Genomic DNA, 18,685 nt, shown 5'->3' with positions numbered 1-18,685 from the left:
GTTAAATTGGTTAAACTCCATTTTCAAATTTCTGGAAAGGAGTTGAGTGTTAAAAAAAGGTGAAATTAAAATGATAAAGAAGTTTTTAGCTGAGGGTTTGAGTAAGAGTGCCATTGCACGAAAGTTAGGTATTTCAAGAGATACCGTAAGGCGTTACGCCAATCTTCCTGATGATTATGTTCCTCATATTAATCGACCTCCTGTCATCAATAGTGTTGATCCTTATCTACCGCATATTGCCAAGATGTTAGAGATGGCAGAAGCGACGAAAAGTGAAATCCCTTTAACGGTTATTTATGAAGAGATTAAGAAGCTAGGCTATGAGGGAAGTTTGCGTTGGTTGCAGCAAGTTATCCAAAGATATGAGTTAAGAAGTCGAGCCAAATTGGATGAACCTATCATTCGCTTTGAAACCAAACCTGCCCAACAGATGCAAGTCGATTGGATAGAGTTTCCAAAGGATAATTTATCAGCATTTGTGGCAACGATGGGATATTCTAGGGCTTCGTATGTGGAATATGTCAATAATGAGAAGATAGAGACGCTCATTGGATGCCATATGAATGCCTTTAGCTACTTTGGAGGTGTTCCAACGGAGTGTTTGTATGACAATATGAAAACGGTTATTTTAGGACGGAATAGTTATGGCAGAGGCAAACATAAACTCAATCCTCTCTTTGAAGACTTTGCCAAACACTGTGGCTTTAGCATCAAAGTCTGCAAACCCTACCGTGCCAAGACCAAAGGAAAAGTAGAGAGATTTAACCATTATCTACGGTATAACTTTCATAATGGATTGATAGTGAGACTTTCTATGAAGCATTATGCATTAACGCTGGATAATGCGAATGCAGAAGTGCTCAAATGGTTGGATAATACCGCCAATAAACGCATCCACCAAACAACATTACAGATACCATTTGAATTATTAGCACAAGAGCAGCTGCAACTGCGTCCTGTGCCTAAAGCCTATCAAGGAATCCACCCTAAAGCTTTGATTGAAAGTGTAGCTAAAAAATATACGCCAATCAATTCATACCATGACATCGATAAGCTCTACATTCCCCATCGTGACATTCAATGCTACGATGAGTTTATCCCGATCGTTGCCAATATTATTCTTCCAGTTGGATTATACGGTGGTGCATTATGGAATTAATTGTATCCATTGAAGCACTCTGTAAAGAGCTGAATCTCTCCACCATTAGTACACACTATCATGAGATAGCAACAACAGCAGCCAAAGAGAATTGGCAGTATGTTCAGTTCCTTGAGGAACTCTTACGCCAAGAGGTGGATAATCGCTTAGGACGCTCCAAAAACACATTGACAAAGCTTGCAGGCTTCCCCGTTATTAAAACCCTAGAGCAATTTGATTACACTTTCTCAGTAGGCGTAAACAGAAAACAGATTGAAGAGTTATCCAATCTCACCTTTGTAAAGAAGCATGAGAATATCATCCTCTTAGGTGAAAGCGGTGTGGGTAAAACCCATCTGGCTATTGCTCTAGCATTAAGAGCTGTACAACATCGCTACAAAGTGAGATTTACCACCATCAGTGAACTCTTAAGCAGTGCCAATAGAGCTAAAAAAGAGAAAAAATACGATAGCTTTCTCAAATCCATCACAAGCCCATCGGTTCTTGTTATCGATGAGATTGGATACTTTAATATGAGTAAAGAAGAAGCTAATCACTTTTTTCAAATTATCTCTAAACGCTATGAAAAAAGCTCCACCATCTTTACATCAAATTTGGTATTCAGTAAATGGGTTCAAGTATTTGCAGGGGATAAAATCGTTACAACAGCTATTTTAGATAGAGTATTACATCACTCACATATCATCAATATTCAAGGAGACAGTTACCGACTTAAAGAGAAAAAACTAACAGGAGTTTTACACTCAGAAATCTATAAGTTTGAAGCTAAATCTTCAAACCTAGAAGGTCAAAATTCAGAGGTGGTTTAAGTTTCAATTCGCAACTTTCTTACATTAAAAACTGACGACTTCTGCGCTTCGCTTGACAGCGATTGCAGACATTTTTTTAGAGATAGATTTGCATTATTCTTTTTTTCACTATAGCTGGATGATTGTTATTTATTTACTAGGCTATTTTTATTTGCGCTTAATGACCAATCGAATGGTAACGGTCAATGCCATTACGCTATCGCTCAAAGCAAACTTTTTTGCATTGGCGGTTGTTTTGATCGTGATTGCACTTGCAAAAATGAATGATACAACTTCACGGGCAATAGTATGTATATTTTATCTTCTTAACAATTTGAACGCTCTATGGTCTTACTATCTTAAAAAAGTTTTTTTTAAATTTCACTATTTTAGGCTACCTGTTTTTGTGATTTGCGATGATCTAGGACTGAAAAACATTCGAAAATGGTTTGCAAAGGGTAATCCCTTTGGTTACGATATCCAAGAAATCATCAATGTGACGCAACTTTCGCCTCAAGCGGTCAATGATGCGATAGACCAATTATTAGAAAAGAGTTATTATGATTCTGCCGTTATTGATTTGGAAGATAATTCATTTTTTGATCTCAATGTTTTGGTTAATCATATTCAACGGCGTGTTCGTAAAGTCATTGTTTTGCCCAAAATGACAAAAGTTCCTATTATTAATGGAGAGCTTATTAGTTCGATTTATCATAAAGGAATGGCTTTTTATATAAAAAATAACCTTTTGAGTCCTGTGGAGCAAACGATTAAACGACTCTTTGACATGAGTGTCGCTTTTGTTGCGTTATTGTTAACTTCACCTTTCCTAATATGGCTCTACAGCGTTGTGTATGTGGCAACCAAAGGTCATCCTATCTTTGCACATGAGCGTGTTGGTTTTGGGGGGCGAAAGTTTAAAGTTTACAAGTTTCGCACGATGCACATTGATGCGGACGATCGCCTTGAAGAGCTCTTAGAAACCTGTGAAGAGAGTAAAGAAGAGTGGGAGAGAGACTTTAAACTCAAAGATGACCCACGCATCACCAAAATCGGTCAATTTTTACGTAAAACTTCGTTGGATGAACTTCCCCAACTCATTAACGTGTTAAAAGGGGAGATGTCTTTGGTAGGGCCTCGTCCTATCACAGAGGCTGAGATCCAAAAATACGGTGAGTATTTTGAGTATTTTACAGCAGTCAAACCTGGTATCACGGGTCTTTGGCAAGTGAGTGGGCGCAATGACATTGACTATGATGAGCGCGTTCAGCTCGATGTTTGGTATGTGAGAAATTGGTCTATAGAGCTTGATATGCAAATATTGATTAAAACGGTTCTTGTTGTTTTGGGTAGAAAAGGGAGTTACTAAGAGCTCGGAAAGAATCATACGAAATCTTAGAAGTGTTTTGCAAAATTATTGATTTTTAAGAAATGAAGTTTGGTGGTGGCTGGAGACGGAATCGAACCGCCGACACGGAGATTTTCAGTCTCCTGCTCTACCGACTGAGCTATCCAGCCACGCTTTGAAGAGTTGAAATTATAGCTTAAAAACTTTAAAAGTAACTTAGCCCTAGGCTAAAGCTAACTCTTTAAAGCGATCACCTCTGTGGGCGTAGGATTTGAACTGATCTAAACTTGCCGCGGCAGGAGAAAGTAGGGCGACTGTTTTGGTTGTGTGCACTGCGTGAATCTGTTTCATTGCCTTTTCGATGACGAAGCATTTATGAAGTTGTATGCCTTCTTTTTCCGCAAATGAAGCAAGTCTTTCGGTGTTCGTGCCAATGGCAAAAACGGTTACATGTAAAGGCTTCATAAAATCAAATAATTCTTGTAAATCAACGCCTTTGTCATCACCTCCTAGGACAATGAGGATTTCGTCGTTTTTGTAGCGTTTGAGCGCTTCTATCGTGGCATCGACATTGGTTCCCTTGGAGTCATCAACCCAAAGGCGTCCTTGTGTGTCATGAAACTCTTCGATTTTGTAATGATCGATTTTAAAGGTATTTAGAAGTTCATAATCGACGGTGTCTAAAAGAATTTTTTGTGCGCATGCTGCAAGCACTGCATCGAGCAAAAACGGTGTTTTAAAACTTATTTTTGAGATATCGATGCCCATTTGCTCTGCCAAATCTTCTTCCGTGTCATACGCAATGACGTGCGCTAAGGTTTTGACATTGGCATAGGCTTTGGGAAGGATGGCAACACTGCCTTCTCTCATGCGAGCAAGCGGTGAAAGTTTGGCTTCGATGTAGGCTTCCATACTTCCGTGCCATGTGAGATGGTCGGGTTTGATGGGAAGGAGCAAATAAATATCAGGTGCGGTGACTTTGGTGTAGTGAAAGGTAAACGAGCTGGTTTCTAAAACCCAAATAGGCGCTTGTTCACTCAGTTCTGCTAATGGGGTTCCGATATTGCCACCCGCAAGGGCGCCTTGTGCTTGTAAAAGAAACTCGCACATTTGCGTTGTGGTGGTTTTCCCGTTTGTGCCGCTGATCCAGATGCTAAAGGGCATTGACTCTTTGAAAAAGTCGTATTCACTGGTGACGTGAAGGGCTTTTTGAATGAGAGGATGGTGCGCTGGGAAACCAGGGCTTGGAATCTCCACATCGCTTGTGGTTGGATCAAATTCTGAGGGAGGTAATAAGAGATTACCAAACGCGTCTTTTTCTTTACATGTAAAGCTATCGTCAAAAATCTGGCATTGTCCTGCAAAGCGCTTTGCAATCGCTTTAGTTGTTTTTCCGTGTCCGAAGAGTGTTATCATCTGATTTTCAGTGCCGTAAGTGCTAAAAGATTTGACATGAGAGCAATGATCCAAAATCTCACGATAATCTTATTTTCTGGCCAACCTTTCACCTCAAAGTGGTGATGGATCGGCGCCATAAGGAAGATGCGTTTTTTGCGCGTTTTAAAACTTCCTACCTGTAAAATGACCGAAACCGTTTCTAAAACAAAGACAAAACCGATTAAAAGCAATAAAATTTCATTTTTAGAGATGATCGCCATGTAGCCTATGAACGCGCCAATGCTAAGGCTTCCACTGTCGCCCATAAAGATCTCCGCTGGGTAGCAGTTGAACCATAAAAAGCCAACCAATGAGCCCATCACAGCTGTTGCGACGATGACCACTTCGCCACTGCCACCGACTTTTGGAAGGAGTAAATAGCTGCTTAAAAAGGCGTTACCACCCACGTAAACAAACACAGCCAGCGAGAGAATCGAAAGAATGGAAGGAACCGTTGCCAAACCATCCAGACCGTCTGTAAGGTTGACAGCATTACTGGCCGAGACCATCACCAGTATCCAAAATCCAAGGGCTAAAAGCTTCATATCAAACAGTGGAAATTTGTAAAAAGGGACAAAAAAGGTGGTATCAAGGTCAAGTGCGACGTACAAAATTAAGGCGATAACAGACGATGCGAGGATCTGCAAGCCAAGTTTTGCACGAGGTGTAAGCCCTGCGGTATTGCTTTTGCCTAAAATTTTGGCAAGATCATCTTTCATCCCAATAAGCCCAAAGAGCAAAATACATGCGAGCGCAGAGAGGACGAAAAGATTGTTCATGCGTGCACACATTAAGATAGAAAGCGTTGCGGCGCATAAAAAAACGATGCCACCCATTGTCGGGGTTTTACCCTTTTGCTGATGTGTTTGAGGTGCGAGTGAATAGATAGGTTGATTGGCGTTGCGTGATTTTGCCCATTTGATAAATTTTGGCATCAGATAGATGGTTAAGATAAAGGCTAAAAAGAATGCGACGCCCGCACGTACGGTGATGTATTGAAAAAGGTTAATGGAGGTGAGTTTGTAAAGAGCATATAGCATGAATGTTACTTCCAGCTTCTAGGGATATATTTTTATAAAAGCAACATTTTAGTAAGATATTGCTTATAAGCTTATAACAAAAGGTATCATTTTGAAACCAGACGTTCAGAAAACCGTATTGATTATTACCGATGGCATTGGACACAATGCTAGCCAAACTGCCAATGCCTTTGCTCAGGCACATAAACCTACCTACGATAAACTTTTTCGTGAGGTTCCTTACAATTTTATAGCAACTTCGGGGCTGAGTGTCGGGCTTCCTGAGGGGCAGATGGGCAACAGCGAAGTCGGGCACATGTGTATCGGCAGTGGGCGCATTTTGTACCAAAATTTAGTGAAAATCTCTTTAGCTGCCAAAAATGGTTCTCTTGCTTCCAATGAAGCGCTCACACAGCTTTTACATGTAAGGGGTGCGATTCACATCATAGGGCTTGTAAGCGATGGTGGCGTGCATTCGCATATCGATCATATCATCGATCTTGCAAAGATTGTGGAAGCGCAAAAAAAACGTGTCTATCTGCATGTGATCACTGATGGACGCGATGTTTCACCTACGTCGGGTATCACATTTTTAGAGCAACTTTTAGCCATTTGCAATGAAAACATCAGCATCGCTTCGATTTCGGGACGATTTTTTAGTATGGACCGTGACAATCGTTGGGAAAGAGTCGAGCAAGGGTACCGCGTCATGGTCGATGCGAAGCCTAAAACGGCTTTACATGTAAAAACATATTTACAAGGGATGTATGACCAAGGGATCACCGATGAGTTTGTCGAACCTGCGGCATTTGAATCTTTTAATGGCATGCACCGTGACGATGGCGTCATCTTTGCAAACTTCCGCAATGATCGTATGCGTGAGCTTTCACGTGCGATTGGATTTAGTGAATTTGGAGAGTTCTCGCGTACCCTGAACGGCGTGGCGTCCATAACCATGACAGAGTACGACAGCAGTTTTCCTTTCCCCATTATGTTTCAAGCCGATACACCGCAAAATACTTTGTGCGATGTGATTTCACGCGCAGGACTGACGCAGTTTCATACCGCAGAAACGGAAAAATATGCCCATGTCACGTTTTTCTTTAATGGTGGCACTGAAGAGCCAAAAATAGGAGAAACCAGACTTTTGGTTCCCAGCCCCAAAGTAAAAACGTACGATCTTGAACCGCAGATGAGCGCTGCTTTGGTCGGTGACGCGGTGTTAAAAGCGATGGAGGAACAGTACGATTTTATCGTGGTGAATTTTGCTAATGGCGACATGGTGGGACATACGGGAAATTTGGAAGCCTCGACGCGCGCCGTGGAAGCGGTTGATCATGAGCTAGGAAGAGTGTTTGCGAAGGCGAAAGAGGTCAATTATTCTATTGTATTGACCAGTGATCATGGCAATTGTGAACAGATGTTTGATGATGTGGGCGCTAGATTGACCAATCACACAACCTTTGATGTGTATGGTTTTGTCATGGATAAACGAGTTCAAAAGGTGCAAAACGGTGGACTCAACAACATTGCGCCCACCGTTTTAAAGCTGATGGGACTTCCAATTCCTAGCGAAATGGATCAACCGTTGGTTGAGTTTTAATCTTACATGTAAAAGGGAAATAAATGAAATTTAGTGGAAAAAATGTTTTAGTGACAGGTGCAGCCAGCGGAATTGGTAAAGAGATCGCATTAACACTTGCAGGGTATGGTCTTAAAGTATGGGTGAATTACCGTTCTCGCCCTGAGCAAGCAGACGCCATTAAAGCCGAGATCGAAGCAAACGGTGGTGTGGCAGCCGTTATTGGTTTTGACGTGGCGGATGAAGAGGCATTTGTTGAAGGGATCAAAACGATTGTGGATAGTGACGGCGAACTCTCGTATTTGGTCAACAATGCAGGCATTACCAACGACAAACTTGCGATTCGTATGAAAAAAGAGGATTTTACCTCTGTCATTGATATTAATCTGACATCGGCGTTCATTGGCTGTCGTGAAGCGCTCAAAGCAATGAGTAAAAAACGCTTTGGTTGTGTGGTAAACATTGCTTCGATTGTCGGTGAGACGGGCAATGCAGGACAGGTCAATTACAGTGCAAGCAAAGGTGGATTGATTGCGATGACCAAAAGCTTTGCGCAAGAAGGCAGTGCGAGAGATGTGCGTTTTAACGCGGTAACGCCTGGTTTTATTGCCACAGAGATGACGGATAAACTTAGCTCAGAGATTAAAGAGAGCTACACTTCAAAAATCCCCCTCAAACGTTTTGGAAGCCCCAAAGACATCGCAGAGTCCGTTGCTTTCTTACTCAGCGATAGTGCAAGTTACATCACAGGCGAAGTTTTAAAAGTCAATGGTGGCATGTACATGTAAAGGCAACTTTACATGTACAAATTCAAATTAAAGGTTTTTTTGATAAAATAGTGGAAATTTTTTAAAGGAGCTAGTAAATGGCACTATTTGATGATGTAAAAGCGGTGGTTGTTGAACAATTAAATGTAAATCCTGACGAGGTAAAAGAAGATTCTAAATTCGTAGAAGATTTGGGCGCAGATTCTTTGGATGTTGTAGAGCTCGTTATGGCACTTGAAGAGAAATTCGACATTGAAATTCCAGACACTGACGCTGAAAAAATCGTTACGGTCAAAGATGCTATGTCTTACATTGAAGCACATAAATAATTTTATAACACACACAACCCGCTTTGGCGGGTTCTCCCTTCCCCACAAAGATCACTAAAGAGGATAAAAATTTGAAAAGAGTCGTTGTTACTGGTATAGGAATGATTAATTCATTAGGTTTGGATAAAGAGAGTTCTTTTAAAGCTATCGTTGAAGGTCAATGTGGCATTAAAAGCATTAGTTCGTTTGACACAACCGAGCATTCTGTTACCATTGCCGGCGAAATCACCGACTTTGATCCCAATACCATCATGAACCCCAAAGAGGTTAAAAAAGCAGATCGTTTTATCCAACTAGGACTTGCAGCAGCTAAAGAAGCGATGGCGGATGCGAAGTTCGATACTGCCTATGAAGCTGAATCTTTTGGTGTCAGTTCTGCTTCTGGTATTGGTGGTTTAGTGGTCATTGAAAAAAACTCTGTGATCGTTAATGGTGTAGGCCCTCGTAAAATTTCTCCTTTTTTCATCCCTTCAGCTCTTATCAATATGCTTGGCGGCATGGTTTCCATTGAATACGGTCTTAAAGGTCCAAATCTTTCATCGGTTACGGCATGTGCAGCAGGTACGCACGCGATCAGTGATGCAACCAAAACGATGTTGACCGGTGGCGCTAAAAAGATGTTGGTTGTGGGTGCGGAAGCGGCGATTTGCGCTTCGGGTATTGGTGGCTTTGCCGCGATGAAAGCACTCTCTACGCGTAATGATGACCCTAAAAAGGCTTCTCGCCCGTTTGATGCAGAACGTGATGGATTTATCATGGGTGAAGGCGCAGGCTCACTTGTCCTTGAATTTTATGAAGATGCCGTTGCCAGAGGTGCGCATATTTACGGTGAAATCGTTGGATTTGGTGAGAGTGGTGATGCGAGTCATATTACCTCTCCAAGTTTAGACGGCCCTCTTCGCGCGATGAAAGCGGCGTATGAAATGGCAGGACGTCCTAAAATTGATTATATCAATGCGCATGGAACAAGTACTCCTGCAAACGATAAAAATGAAACAGCAGCAATTAAAGAACTTTTTGGCACAACTGTCATCCCACAAATTAGCTCTATCAAAGGTCAAATCGGTCACTGTTTAGGTGCAGCAGGCGCGATTGAAGCGGTTGTTTGTTTAATGGCAATGCGTGATGAGATTTTACCTCCAACGATCAATTTAGAAAATCCAGATCCTGATTGTGATTTGGATTATATCCCTAATGTCGCGCGTAAATGTAGAGCAGAATATACCATGAGTAACTCGTTTGGCTTTGGCGGAACGAATGGCTCTGTGATCTTTAAGCGTGTGTAAGGAATTGTAGTGGCGACTTATTTGGATTTTGAGAATGGAATTAAGCAGATTGATGAGGATATATCCAACGCCAAAATCAAAGGCGATAGCCATGCTGTTGAGATTTTAGAAAAAACGCTCTCCAAAGAGATTTCTAAAACCTATAAAAACCTCAGTGAATACCAAAAGCTTCAGCTTGCACGCCATCCTGATCGTCCTTACGCCTTAGATTATATTCGTGCCCTTTTGCATGATAGCTATGAAATTCATGGCGATCGTAATTTTGCCGATGATGCGGCGATTGTCTCCTATATTGGTTACATTGGCGAACGTAAAGTTATTTTAATCGGTGAGCAAAAAGGTCGTGGAACAAAAAATAAGATCAAACGCAATTTTGGTATGCCTCATCCTGAGGGGTATCGTAAAGCGCTTAGAATTGCTAAAATGGCGGAGAAATTTGATCTTCCAATTCTTTTCTTGATCGACACTCCAGGTGCTTATCCAGGTATTGCGGCAGAAGAGCGAGGTCAGAGTGAAGCGATTGCTAGGAACCTTTTTGAATTAAGCAAACTCAATACAAAAAGTATCTCTGTTGTGATTGGTGAAGGTGGTAGTGGTGGCGCTTTAGCGATTGGCGTCAGTGATAGGGTTGCGATGATGCGTTACTCTGTCTTTTCTGTGATCTCGCCTGAGGGATGTGCCGCTATTTTGTGGAATGACCCAAGCAAACAAGAAAATGCTACCAAAGCGATGAAAATTACGGCGGAAGATCTGTACCAGCTTAATCTTATTGATGCGATTATTGATGAACCTCTCATCGGTGCACACCGCGATAAAGAGAGTGCTGCAAAAGCACTTGGGGAATATTTCTTAAAATCTTTAGAAGAACTTGATACCTTGAGTAATGATGAGCGTATGGCGAAACGTTATGAGCGCATTACCTCTATTGGGGCTTACGAAGAGCGCTAAGAGATGTGTCTCTTAGCGTTTTAAAACTTTCTTTTTCTTGCTATCTTACCAACCACGAACAAGCGTATGACAATCGGTACAGGCATTGACGATATCTGAAAAGGCGCTGTGTGCTTTTTTCATCTGTTTCAGTGCCAAATAGCTTTTCATCTCATCTGTAGCATTATCAATACGTTTTGAGGTAATGAGTGCTAGATTTTCCATCTGCTTTTTACCCTCAGGCAAAATAGCCTTCAAAACATCTCGATTATGATAGGCCGCATTCTCTTTTTGAACGATATCAACACCGCTTTGAATCAGCTCAATGTTGTTGTACAAAAATCCTTTTTGAATATTGGAGAGACCATTTTCCATGCTAAGCATTGCGATCGCATTCACTTTTTCAGTCTCAGAGGCGTAAAGAGAGCTGCAAAGAGCAAGAGAAGTGAGTAGTAGTGTATAGTGTTTCATAATTTCCTCCTTTTAATGTTTTACATGTAAACTCTAGTGTATCGTAGCGGTTGCATATAGAAGGCAGGGATGATTAGGTGCAATCGCACCTAATCATCCAAAAGAGGCATTTAAATTTTTAGTGAACTTCTCTCCAGATTTTCACTTTCCAAGCATAGGCGAGGAGTGTGAAGAGAACCATATAGCCAATGAGTTTATACCCGAGATCTTCTCGTTCGGCTTTTTTACGATCACCCACTTTTTCCATATAAGCAACCACTTGGTTTTGAGCTTTTTCAGTCAAACCAACACGTGGCATTGAGGTGCCTGTAAGTTGTTTTTGTGGATTGTTGATGAACGTTGTAAGGTACTCAGCCCCTTTGGATCGAATCATCATTGAAAGATCCGGTGGTAGTGTGCCCATATACGCCATTAATGACGCTTTATCGGTCGTACTCATCACTTTGTCATACTTTATATCATGACATCTCTGACACGCATCAGCATAGACTTGTTTGTCATCAATCGGTGTCACAGGCGCTATACTTTGAAGGTACGCCACAATGTCAGCAACCTCTTGATCCAAGTCGCCACCAAGACCAAAGAACGCGATCATTGGGTGAGGGCGAGATTCATTAAACTTGTGTTCGACTTTAAGCGCTTTGGTTGGATCTTTAATCAGAGCTGCGAGGAAGTTTTTATCATAAATGGCACCTGCCGTGCTAAGATCGGGTGGTACAACACCAAATGAAGCCGATGCACTGGCATGATCCATGGGTGCTGCCATACCTTGTGAACTGACACCATGACAGCCAATACAGCCCGCATTTAAGAAGGTTTCAGCCCCTTTAGTCGCATCGCCTTTTTTAGCATTGACGCCTAAATCTTTAAAGGCAAAATCAGCAGGGGCAACATGAGGGTGCATTTGCGAATGCGCAAATGGCTCAACACCCCAATAGACAACCGCGGTAAAGAAGATTACAATGGCTAATATCTTTAACTCTCTCATTTGCAACCTCCAGTATTACATTTACAGTTCGCTTCCATTTTCGTAATGATTGTGAGAATGCGCAAAGGGTTCAACACCCCAATAGACAACCGCGGTAAAGAAGATTACAATGGCTAATATCTTTAACTCTCTCATTTGCAACCTCCATTATGACATTTACAGTTCGCTTCCATTTTAGTAATGATCGGAAGAAGAATAAATAAGACAAGAAACGTAATGGTGGCACCAAAGCCAACCCACGCGTTGTTGCCTGTCGGAGGAAGTTTGCCATAAACGGTTAAAACGATCATATCGATTAAAAGTAACCAGAACCAAACAAAAAACAGAGGTCGTTTATGCGCTGGAGCTACATGATCGGTATTTCTATCAAGGAACGGTAAAAGCATAAAGATCACGTTTGCAAAACCAAACGCAGCCAAACCAATATCCATCGCCGCAACGCCAGCAATGTCAAAGAAGAAACCACGAAGCACTTCATAACTCCACAAGAAGTACCACTCAGGGTAGATGTGTGCAGGTGTTTTCATATTGTTGGCAGGCTCAAAGTTAATAGGATCCATTGCAAAATCATAGTGGAAACAGACCAGATAGAAGAAGATAGTCAAAGCTACGCCTACAACAAAGAAATCTTTGGAGAGGAATACGGGCCAGAAAGGTACGACTTTAGATTCTACTTTTTTACCGTCTAAGTATTTTTTCGCTTCATCTTCAAAATCAAACTCTTCTGATTCTTGGTTATTCACATGTGGAACTCGTAAAGAGTAGAAGTGAACGGCGATCAAGAGTAAAATGACCAATGGCAATAAGAGTACATGTAACATAAAAAAGCGTGTTAAGGTTGCATCGGCAACTAAGAAGTCACCTCTGATCCAAACCACTAAAGCTTCACCAATGAAAGGAATACCACCAAAAAGGTTGGTAATAACTTGCGCTGCCCAGTAGCTCATTTGTCCCCATGGAAGCATGTAACCACTAAACGCTTCTGCCGAGAACATACCAAAAAGTGCCATACCGGTTAACCAGATAATTTCACGCCCTTTTTTGTAGGAACCGTAATAGATGCCCGTAAACATATGAATGTAAATGACAAGGAAAATGACGGAAGCTGAAACACCGTGGATATGACGCCACAACCAGCCGTACTCTACCTCTTGCATAATCGTGTAGTTGACACTGTCAAATGCCAGTTTAATGTCAGGTTTGTAGTACATTAAAAGGAAGATTCCTGAAACAATAAGAATCATAAATAAAACCATTAAAACAACACCCATTGCCCAAAGGAAGTTGATGTTTTTAGGAATCCAATACTCAGTCATCATCACTTTGATGAACTTGTTGACGGCTAATCGTTGATCGAGCCAATCGATGAAGCCTGTCGCTTTTCTAATTTCTGCCACGTTTGTCTCCTTTACGCTTTCTTAGGAACAAGTTTTTTATACTCTGGTCCCTCTTCACCAAGAACAAGCTTCGCTCCGTCTATTTTAAAAGGAGGAATGTCCATTGGTCTTGGAGGTGGTCCAAACGTATTGACACCGCTTGCATCAAACTCGCCACCATGACAGGCACACTTAAATTGTTTCGTTGAGGGTGTCCATGTTGGAATACACCCAAGATGGGTACAAAGTCCTATCATCACTGCATAGCGACTACCGCCTGCAACAATGTCCCGTTTCTCATTCTTTGGCATATCCGCACTTTTCTTCAAAATGAAAATCGGCTTGCCCCTCCATTGGATCGTTTGGACTTCTCCCTCTCTCATAGAAGAGAGATCAACGGTGATGAATCCAGCAGATTGTACACTTGGAAGTGGGTCCCAAGTTTTTTTCATAGCACCAAGGGCTATTACGCCACCTGCCGCTGCAAAACCGCCGAATGCCATGCCGATAAAGTCTCTTCTGCTTGTTTCAACAGCCATTCTTTTTCCTTTCGTGTTGTTTAATTTGTGACAATTTTATCGCATCATTTATTAAGAATCTATGACATGTGTCAATTATTACAGATTTACGTCAATATTGCGTCAATTATTTTTTTTATTATGTATTTTAATATATACATGTAAAATATCTAAAGCAGCGGGTGTGATACCGCTAATCTCACTGGCAGCAAAAAGCGTGGGAGGAGTGAAGCGTTGTAACTTCTCTACCACTTCGTTGCTCAGCCCTGAAATCGAACTAAAATCCATCATCGGAGGAATCTTAACGTTGATCATCTCTTTCATTGTATCGATTTGATCTTTTTGCTTCTCAATATAGTTTTTATACTTCGCTTCGATGAGAATTTGCTCTTTAGCATCTTCATTAAATGCGCTGACCATGGGTGCTAATTTTTCCAGTTTTTCTACGGTAAATTCAGAACGCGCAACAATCTTTTGAAGCGTGACTTTATCGGTGATCTTCTCTTCCCCGATGCTCGCTAAAAAGGCATTGTTTTCATTGGAAGGCGTAAGCGTTGTCTCTTCAAGGTAGGCAAGTCCCTCTTCGAGTTGCATCTGTTTTTTGACCACGTGTTCATGCGTTTGCTCATCGATCAAGCCAATTTTATAACCGTATGGGCTTAATCTCAAATCGGCATTGTCTTCACGAAGCAGTAAACGATATTCTGCGCGCGACGTAAACATGCGGTACGGCTCTTTTGTCCCTTTGGTGACCAAATCATCAATCAGCACACCAATATACGCCTCATCACGTCTTAGAATCAAAGGCTCTTCTTCTCGTAAGCTCAATGAGGCATTAATGCCTGCCATCAACCCTTGTGCCGCCGCTTCTTCATAACCTGTCGTTCCGTTAATCTGACCTGCGCAGTACAGTCCTGAGACTTTTTTAGTCTCAAGCGTATGCCTAAGCTCGGTTGGATCAACATAGTCGTACTCAATGGCATATCCAAAGCGGACAATCTTTGCATTTTCCATTCCTTCAACCGAATGGATCATACCCAGCTGTGTATCGGTCGGAAGGGAGGTGCTAAAACCGTTGATGTAATACTCGGTTGCTTCGCGTGTTTGTGGCTCAATAAAAAGATGGTGGCGTTCTTTGTCTCGGAAACGGTTGATTTTATCTTCGATACTGGGACAATAACGTGGTCCTATGCCGTTGATTTGTCCTGTAAACAGAGGGGCACGGTGAAAATTACTCTCGATAATTGTGTGGGTTTCTTCGTTCGTATAAGCGATGTAACAAGGGAGTTGAAACGGTTTAAAGCTTGCACGATCGGTTCTAAAACTAAACGGCAGAGGATTCTCGTCGCCTGGTTGCAGTTCCATCTTGGAAAAATCAATCGTTTTCGCATCGATTCTCGCACAGGTTCCTGTTTTGAGGCGCCCCATCGTGATGCCCAGTGATTTGATAGAATCGGAGAGCTTGATGGAGGGAAATTCGCCCACACGACCCGATTCGTGTTTGTATTCACCAATGTGAATCAACCCTTTTAAAAAGGTTCCCGTGGTGATGATAATTTTTTGTGCGTGGTAGTGGTTGCCCATGGCGGTGATGACACCGGTGACTTTGCCCTCTTCGGTGAGAATCTCGTCCGCAACTTCCTGGGCGACACTGAGGTTCTCCGTGTTGAGGATGATGGTACGCATATAAATGCGGTATCTGTCCATATCGATCTGCGCGCGACTGCCTCTGACCGCTGGGCCTTTGGAAAGATTTAACGTGCGAAATTGAATGCCTGCAGCATCGGTTGCGAGTGCCATTTGTCCGCCAAGCGCGTCGAGTTCTTTGACCAAATGACCTTTGGCAAGTCCTCCAATAGCAGGATTACAGCTAGCGGCACCAATTTGTTCCGCTAAAATAGAGATCAGAAGGGTCTTATGCCCAAGCCTTGCGGACGCTAAAGATGCTTCAATACCCGCATGTCCGCCACCAATTACTATAACGTCATATTTCATAATACTCATACCTTCAATACATACATAGTTTGAATCATTATACTATGAATTGACTGTATATTAGGCGTAGGGTTCACTTTAAAATTGCTACAATAGCTTAAAATAAATATTGGGTGAACTATGTTTAAAGAGAAGCATTTAGCAAAACTTATTTTTCTAACGCCTATTGTGACCATTGGGCTCTTAACTCTCTTTACACTCTCATTTTTTATCTCAATCGAGCGTGCCAATCTGAATGTAGAGAGTCAGGCGCTAGAGCAAAAACTGTTGCAACAGCAAAAAACGGTGTTGGTCAATGAAATTCAAAAAGTATTTCAATACTTTGAATACCACTTGGCAATGATGCACCGTACGATTGATTTGGAATTAAAAGATCGAGTCGATGATGTGCATATAATGGGGATCAATCTCTTTGCGAAAGGCTCGCAGAGCAAGTCTTTGCAAGTCTTGCGACAAGAGCTTTTACTGATGCTCTCTTCTTTACATGTAAGCGGTCATCGAGGGTACTATTTTGTCTTGGATGCGAAAGGAAATATTCTTTATCCCTTAGAAGAGTTGGGTGATCGCATTGGGCTTCAAAGTGCGGTACATGAGGCTTTAAAGCAGGAAGGGTATGCTACCAGCGAAGTAGGGCGACCAAGGCGTGTGTATGTAAAACCATTAGCGCCTTATGGATGGAGTATAGGCGCGGCGGAGTATCTGGATATTGCGACTTCAAGGCTAAAAGATGAGATGATCTCTTGGAGCGAGTCTTTACGGTACGGTGAAGGTGGGTATATGTGGATACACAACACGACCCATACGCTTTTAGCGCACCCTTTTAGAGCAGAGAGTATTGGAAAAGATGACACACTGCTCAAAGATCAGTCTGGAAAGGCAATCATCCAAACGTTTGTCAAAAAAGCTTTGGAAAAAGAGGATCAAGGGGCTTTTGTAGAGTATTTTTGGCGTAAACCTTATGCAGAGACTCCGTCTAAAAAAATCTCGTATGTGGCACAGTTTAAGCCGTGGCATTGGGTGGTTGGGACGGGTGTGTATGGGGATGATGTACAAAAAGAGATTGCTTTGAAAAAAGAGGAGATGAAAGCGAAGATGGATCGTTATATCTTCGGTGTGATTGTGATCGCACTTGTCTCACTGCTTTGCGTGGGGTTCCTCTCTTACTTGGTCACGAAGCAGATTAATCGCGCCCTTGAGAGTTATCGTGAACGGGTGCGTCATAAAACCGAAGCGCTCAAAGAGTTTAATGCCACACTGCGCTTTAAGATCAACAAAGCCCTTGAAGAGTCAAAGCAAAAAGATATGGCACTGCTTCAGCAGTCGAGGTTAGCGCAGATGGGTGAGATGCTCAGTATCATTGCGCACCAATGGAGGCAGCCTTTGAGTGAAGTTTCAGGTATTTTTATGGAGCTTGAAACCGCTTCAAAATTTGGGAAAGCAGATACGAAACTGATACACGAAAGTGCCAAGGAAGCGGATAAACTCTTAAGTTATATGTCTCGGACGATTGATGATTTTAGGCATTTTTTCAAACCTTCCAAAGAAAAAGAGAGCTTTTGGATTCAAAAGGCGTGTGAAGAGGCATTTAGCTTGGCGCAAGCGGTTTTGAAAAACTCTCATATTGCTTTACATGTAAAGATTTTTGATTCACCTAAAATTGAAGGATACCCCAATGAATATGCCCAAGTTATTCTCAATTTGATCCTCAATGCGAAAGATATTTTAATAGAGCGAAAAGTACCAGAACCTCAAATTTGGGTGGAGATAGGTCGTACACCAGAGGGCAACGCTCTGGTCTGCGTGATGGACAATGGTGGAGGCATCAAGGAGAGCAATCTCAAAATGGTTTTTGAACCCTACTTTTCGACTAAAAAAGCTTCGAAGGGCAGTGGGCTGGGGCTTTACATGGCAAAGATGATTATTGAGCAAAATATGGGTGGAAAGATCGAAGTAGAAAATGACGCGTTTGGGGCAAAATTTAGGGTAGAGGTGTCGTGATGGAAGCATCCTTAGAAGCATTAAAATCTATGAGCGTTTTATGTGTTGAAGATGAGGAGGGCATTCGTGCACGATTGGCAAAGACACTCTCCTACTATTTTGGAACCGTCTATGAAGCACGTCATGGATTTGAAGGGTTAGCGCTTTATGAGGCGCACCATCCTGATTTGATTATTAGCGATATTGGGATGAATGGCATGAGCGGCGTGGAGTTGGTTGCAACCATTCGTCAAAACGATAAACAAACGCCTATTATTATGCTGACCGCGTACAGTAAAGAGGAGTATTTAATGGAGCTGATTAATCTTAAAATTGATCATTTTATTCTCAAACCAGCCAATGCTGAGCGCCTTTTAGAGGGCATTAAACGCGCACTGGATGGCAAATTGATTGGGCGTATCAAACTAGGACGGGATCTTTTATTCTCTCCATTAGAGCGAAAACTGTTTTTGAAAGAGCTTGAAATTAGCCTCAACAAACGAGAGAAAGATTTTTTGCTTTTATTGCTACAGAATCAGAAAAAAATTACAACCTATGCACAGATCGAAGATACCCTTTGGGATGGAAAAGTCATGAGCAGCGAAGCCCTTAAAACGTTTATTAAAGATTTGCGTAAAAAGGTAACAATAGAGTTTTTAGAGAATCTCCCCCAAGAAGGGTATCGGCTTATTTTTTAAGCAATACAGCTCTTTTTTCC

16 protein-coding genes, 1 tRNA gene and 1 pseudogene are annotated in these 18,685 nt (G+C 41.9%); 10 read left to right on the top strand and 8 right to left on the bottom strand.

The annotated features are described in order from the left end of the window. Nucleotides 1-70: 70 nt before the first annotated feature. The 3 genes from istA (at nt 71) to SHALO_RS11445 (ending at nt 3,316) form a co-directional block, all read left to right on the top strand. A complete protein-coding gene (gene istA, locus SHALO_RS11455) occupies nt 71-1,159 on the top strand; it encodes an IS21 family transposase (RefSeq protein ID WP_168156756.1) in 1,089 nt (362 codons plus the stop codon). Then, nucleotides 1,150-1,968 (top strand): IS21-like element helper ATPase IstB, encoded by an 819-nt coding sequence (gene istB, locus SHALO_RS11450; RefSeq protein ID WP_025343253.1) that lies wholly within the window; start codon nt 1,150-1,152, stop codon nt 1,966-1,968. The genes istA and istB overlap by 10 nt, the downstream gene beginning before the upstream one ends. Nucleotides 1,969-2,086: 118 nt before the next feature. Continuing rightward, nucleotides 2,087-3,316 (top strand): exopolysaccharide biosynthesis polyprenyl glycosylphosphotransferase, encoded by a 1,230-nt coding sequence (locus SHALO_RS11445; protein ID WP_145923258.1) that lies wholly within the window; start codon nt 2,087-2,089, stop codon nt 3,314-3,316. A gap of 73 nt (nt 3,317-3,389) precedes the next feature. On the opposite strand, the gene SHALO_RS11440 is transcribed toward SHALO_RS11445, so the two are convergent. The 3 genes from SHALO_RS11440 to mraY form a co-directional block, all read right to left on the bottom strand. After that, a tRNA-Phe gene (locus SHALO_RS11440) sits at nt 3,390-3,465 on the bottom strand. Between the two features lie 52 nt (nt 3,466-3,517). Further along, the gene (murD, locus tag SHALO_RS11435) at nt 3,518-4,711 is read right to left on the bottom strand and encodes a UDP-N-acetylmuramoyl-L-alanine--D-glutamate ligase (protein ID WP_069478644.1); all 1,194 of its coding nucleotides are present in this window, start codon (nt 4,709-4,711) and stop codon (nt 3,518-3,520) included. Next, nucleotides 4,708-5,772 carry a phospho-N-acetylmuramoyl-pentapeptide-transferase gene (mraY, locus tag SHALO_RS11430; RefSeq protein WP_069478643.1) on the bottom strand — a complete coding sequence of 355 codons (1,065 nt, stop codon included), beginning with the start codon at nt 5,770-5,772 and terminating at the stop codon, nt 4,708-4,710. Before mraY ends, murD begins: the two co-directional genes overlap by 4 nt. A 91-nt stretch (nt 5,773-5,863) precedes the next feature. Here mraY and gpmI point away from each other — a divergent pair, with 91 nt between their 5' ends. The 5 genes from gpmI to accA all read left to right on the top strand — a co-directional run bounded on the left by gpmI (nt 5,864) and on the right by accA (nt 10,663). After that, nucleotides 5,864-7,354, top strand: a complete 1,491-nt coding sequence (gpmI, locus tag SHALO_RS11425) for a 2,3-bisphosphoglycerate-independent phosphoglycerate mutase (RefSeq protein WP_069478642.1) — start codon at nt 5,864-5,866, stop codon at nt 7,352-7,354. 23 nt (nt 7,355-7,377) lie between these two features. Then, nucleotides 7,378-8,121, top strand: a complete 744-nt coding sequence (gene fabG / locus SHALO_RS11420; RefSeq protein ID WP_069478641.1) for a 3-oxoacyl-ACP reductase FabG — start codon at nt 7,378-7,380, stop codon at nt 8,119-8,121. Between the two features lie 77 nt (nt 8,122-8,198). Beyond that, nucleotides 8,199-8,429 (top strand): acyl carrier protein, encoded by a 231-nt coding sequence (gene acpP, locus SHALO_RS11415; RefSeq protein WP_025345613.1) that lies wholly within the window; start codon nt 8,199-8,201, stop codon nt 8,427-8,429. Nucleotides 8,430-8,500: 71 nt separating this feature from the next. Beyond that, nucleotides 8,501-9,715, top strand: coding sequence for a beta-ketoacyl-ACP synthase II (locus SHALO_RS11410; RefSeq protein WP_069478640.1), 1,215 nt, complete (start codon nt 8,501-8,503; stop codon nt 9,713-9,715). 9 nt (nt 9,716-9,724) lie between these two features. Continuing rightward, a complete protein-coding gene (gene accA, locus SHALO_RS11405; RefSeq protein ID WP_069478639.1) occupies nt 9,725-10,663 on the top strand; it encodes an acetyl-CoA carboxylase carboxyl transferase subunit alpha in 939 nt (312 codons plus the stop codon). 45 nt (nt 10,664-10,708) lie between these two features. Here accA and SHALO_RS11400 read toward each other — a convergent pair whose 3' ends face one another. The 5 genes and pseudogenes from SHALO_RS11400 to mnmG all read right to left on the bottom strand — a co-directional run bounded on the left by SHALO_RS11400 (nt 10,709) and on the right by mnmG (nt 15,990). Further along, entirely contained in the window at nt 10,709-11,113 is a 405-nt protein-coding gene (locus tag SHALO_RS11400; protein ID WP_025345610.1) for a hypothetical protein, read from the bottom strand. Between the two features lie 118 nt (nt 11,114-11,231). Continuing rightward, nucleotides 11,232-12,236, bottom strand: a pseudogene (locus SHALO_RS11395) (c-type cytochrome). Next, the gene (locus SHALO_RS11390; protein WP_069478637.1) at nt 12,233-13,498 is read right to left on the bottom strand and encodes a cytochrome b; all 1,266 of its coding nucleotides are present in this window, start codon (nt 13,496-13,498) and stop codon (nt 12,233-12,235) included. Before SHALO_RS11390 ends, SHALO_RS11395 begins: the two are co-directional and overlap by 4 nt. A gap of 11 nt (nt 13,499-13,509) precedes the next feature. Further along, nucleotides 13,510-14,016 carry a ubiquinol-cytochrome c reductase iron-sulfur subunit gene (gene petA, locus SHALO_RS11385; protein ID WP_069478636.1) on the bottom strand — a complete coding sequence of 169 codons (507 nt, stop codon included), beginning with the start codon at nt 14,014-14,016 and terminating at the stop codon, nt 13,510-13,512. Nucleotides 14,017-14,118: 102 nt separating this feature from the next. Next, nucleotides 14,119-15,990, bottom strand: a complete 1,872-nt coding sequence (gene mnmG / locus SHALO_RS11380; protein ID WP_069478635.1) for a tRNA uridine-5-carboxymethylaminomethyl(34) synthesis enzyme MnmG — start codon at nt 15,988-15,990, stop codon at nt 14,119-14,121. Nucleotides 15,991-16,110: 120 nt separating this feature from the next. On the opposite strand from mnmG, the gene SHALO_RS11375 reads away from it, so the two are divergent. After that, nucleotides 16,111-17,988 carry a sensor histidine kinase gene (locus SHALO_RS11375; RefSeq protein WP_069478634.1) on the top strand — a complete coding sequence of 626 codons (1,878 nt, stop codon included), beginning with the start codon at nt 16,111-16,113 and terminating at the stop codon, nt 17,986-17,988. Next, the gene (locus tag SHALO_RS11370; protein ID WP_025345604.1) at nt 17,988-18,665 is read left to right on the top strand and encodes a response regulator transcription factor; all 678 of its coding nucleotides are present in this window, start codon (nt 17,988-17,990) and stop codon (nt 18,663-18,665) included. Before SHALO_RS11375 ends, SHALO_RS11370 begins: the two co-directional genes overlap by 1 nt. The last annotated feature ends 20 nt before the right edge of the window (nt 18,666-18,685 follow it).

Source organism: Sulfurospirillum halorespirans DSM 13726, from assembly GCF_001723605.1.
GTDB classification, from domain to species: Bacteria; Campylobacterota; Campylobacteria; order Campylobacterales; family Sulfurospirillaceae; genus Sulfurospirillum; species Sulfurospirillum halorespirans.
Note: the sequence above shows the minus strand (reverse complement) of the source record. Positions and strands in the feature narration are given on the sequence as shown.

Bases quoted from the DNA above. Each gene is read 5' to 3' on its own strand.
- istA (WP_168156756.1), top strand. From the start codon at position 71: ATGATAAAGAAGTTTTTAGCTGAGGGTTTGAGTAAGAGTGCCATTGCA.
- mraY (WP_069478643.1), bottom strand. From the start codon at position 5,772: ATGCTATATGCTCTTTACAAACTCACCTCCATTAACCTTTTTCAATAC.
- SHALO_RS11445 (WP_145923258.1), top strand. From the start codon at position 2,087: ATGATTGTTATTTATTTACTAGGCTATTTTTATTTGCGCTTAATGACC.
- SHALO_RS11370 (WP_025345604.1), top strand. From the start codon at position 17,988: ATGGAAGCATCCTTAGAAGCATTAAAATCTATGAGCGTTTTATGTGTT.
- petA (WP_069478636.1), bottom strand. From the start codon at position 14,016: ATGGCTGTTGAAACAAGCAGAAGAGACTTTATCGGCATGGCATTCGGC.
- istB (WP_025343253.1), top strand. From the start codon at position 1,150: ATGGAATTAATTGTATCCATTGAAGCACTCTGTAAAGAGCTGAATCTC.
- mnmG (WP_069478635.1), bottom strand. From the start codon at position 15,990: ATGAAATATGACGTTATAGTAATTGGTGGCGGACATGCGGGTATTGAA.
- murD (WP_069478644.1), bottom strand. From the start codon at position 4,711: ATGATAACACTCTTCGGACACGGAAAAACAACTAAAGCGATTGCAAAG.
- SHALO_RS11400 (WP_025345610.1), bottom strand. From the start codon at position 11,113: ATGAAACACTATACACTACTACTCACTTCTCTTGCTCTTTGCAGCTCT.
- SHALO_RS11375 (WP_069478634.1), top strand. From the start codon at position 16,111: ATGTTTAAAGAGAAGCATTTAGCAAAACTTATTTTTCTAACGCCTATT.
- acpP (WP_025345613.1), top strand. From the start codon at position 8,199: ATGGCACTATTTGATGATGTAAAAGCGGTGGTTGTTGAACAATTAAAT.
- fabG (WP_069478641.1), top strand. From the start codon at position 7,378: ATGAAATTTAGTGGAAAAAATGTTTTAGTGACAGGTGCAGCCAGCGGA.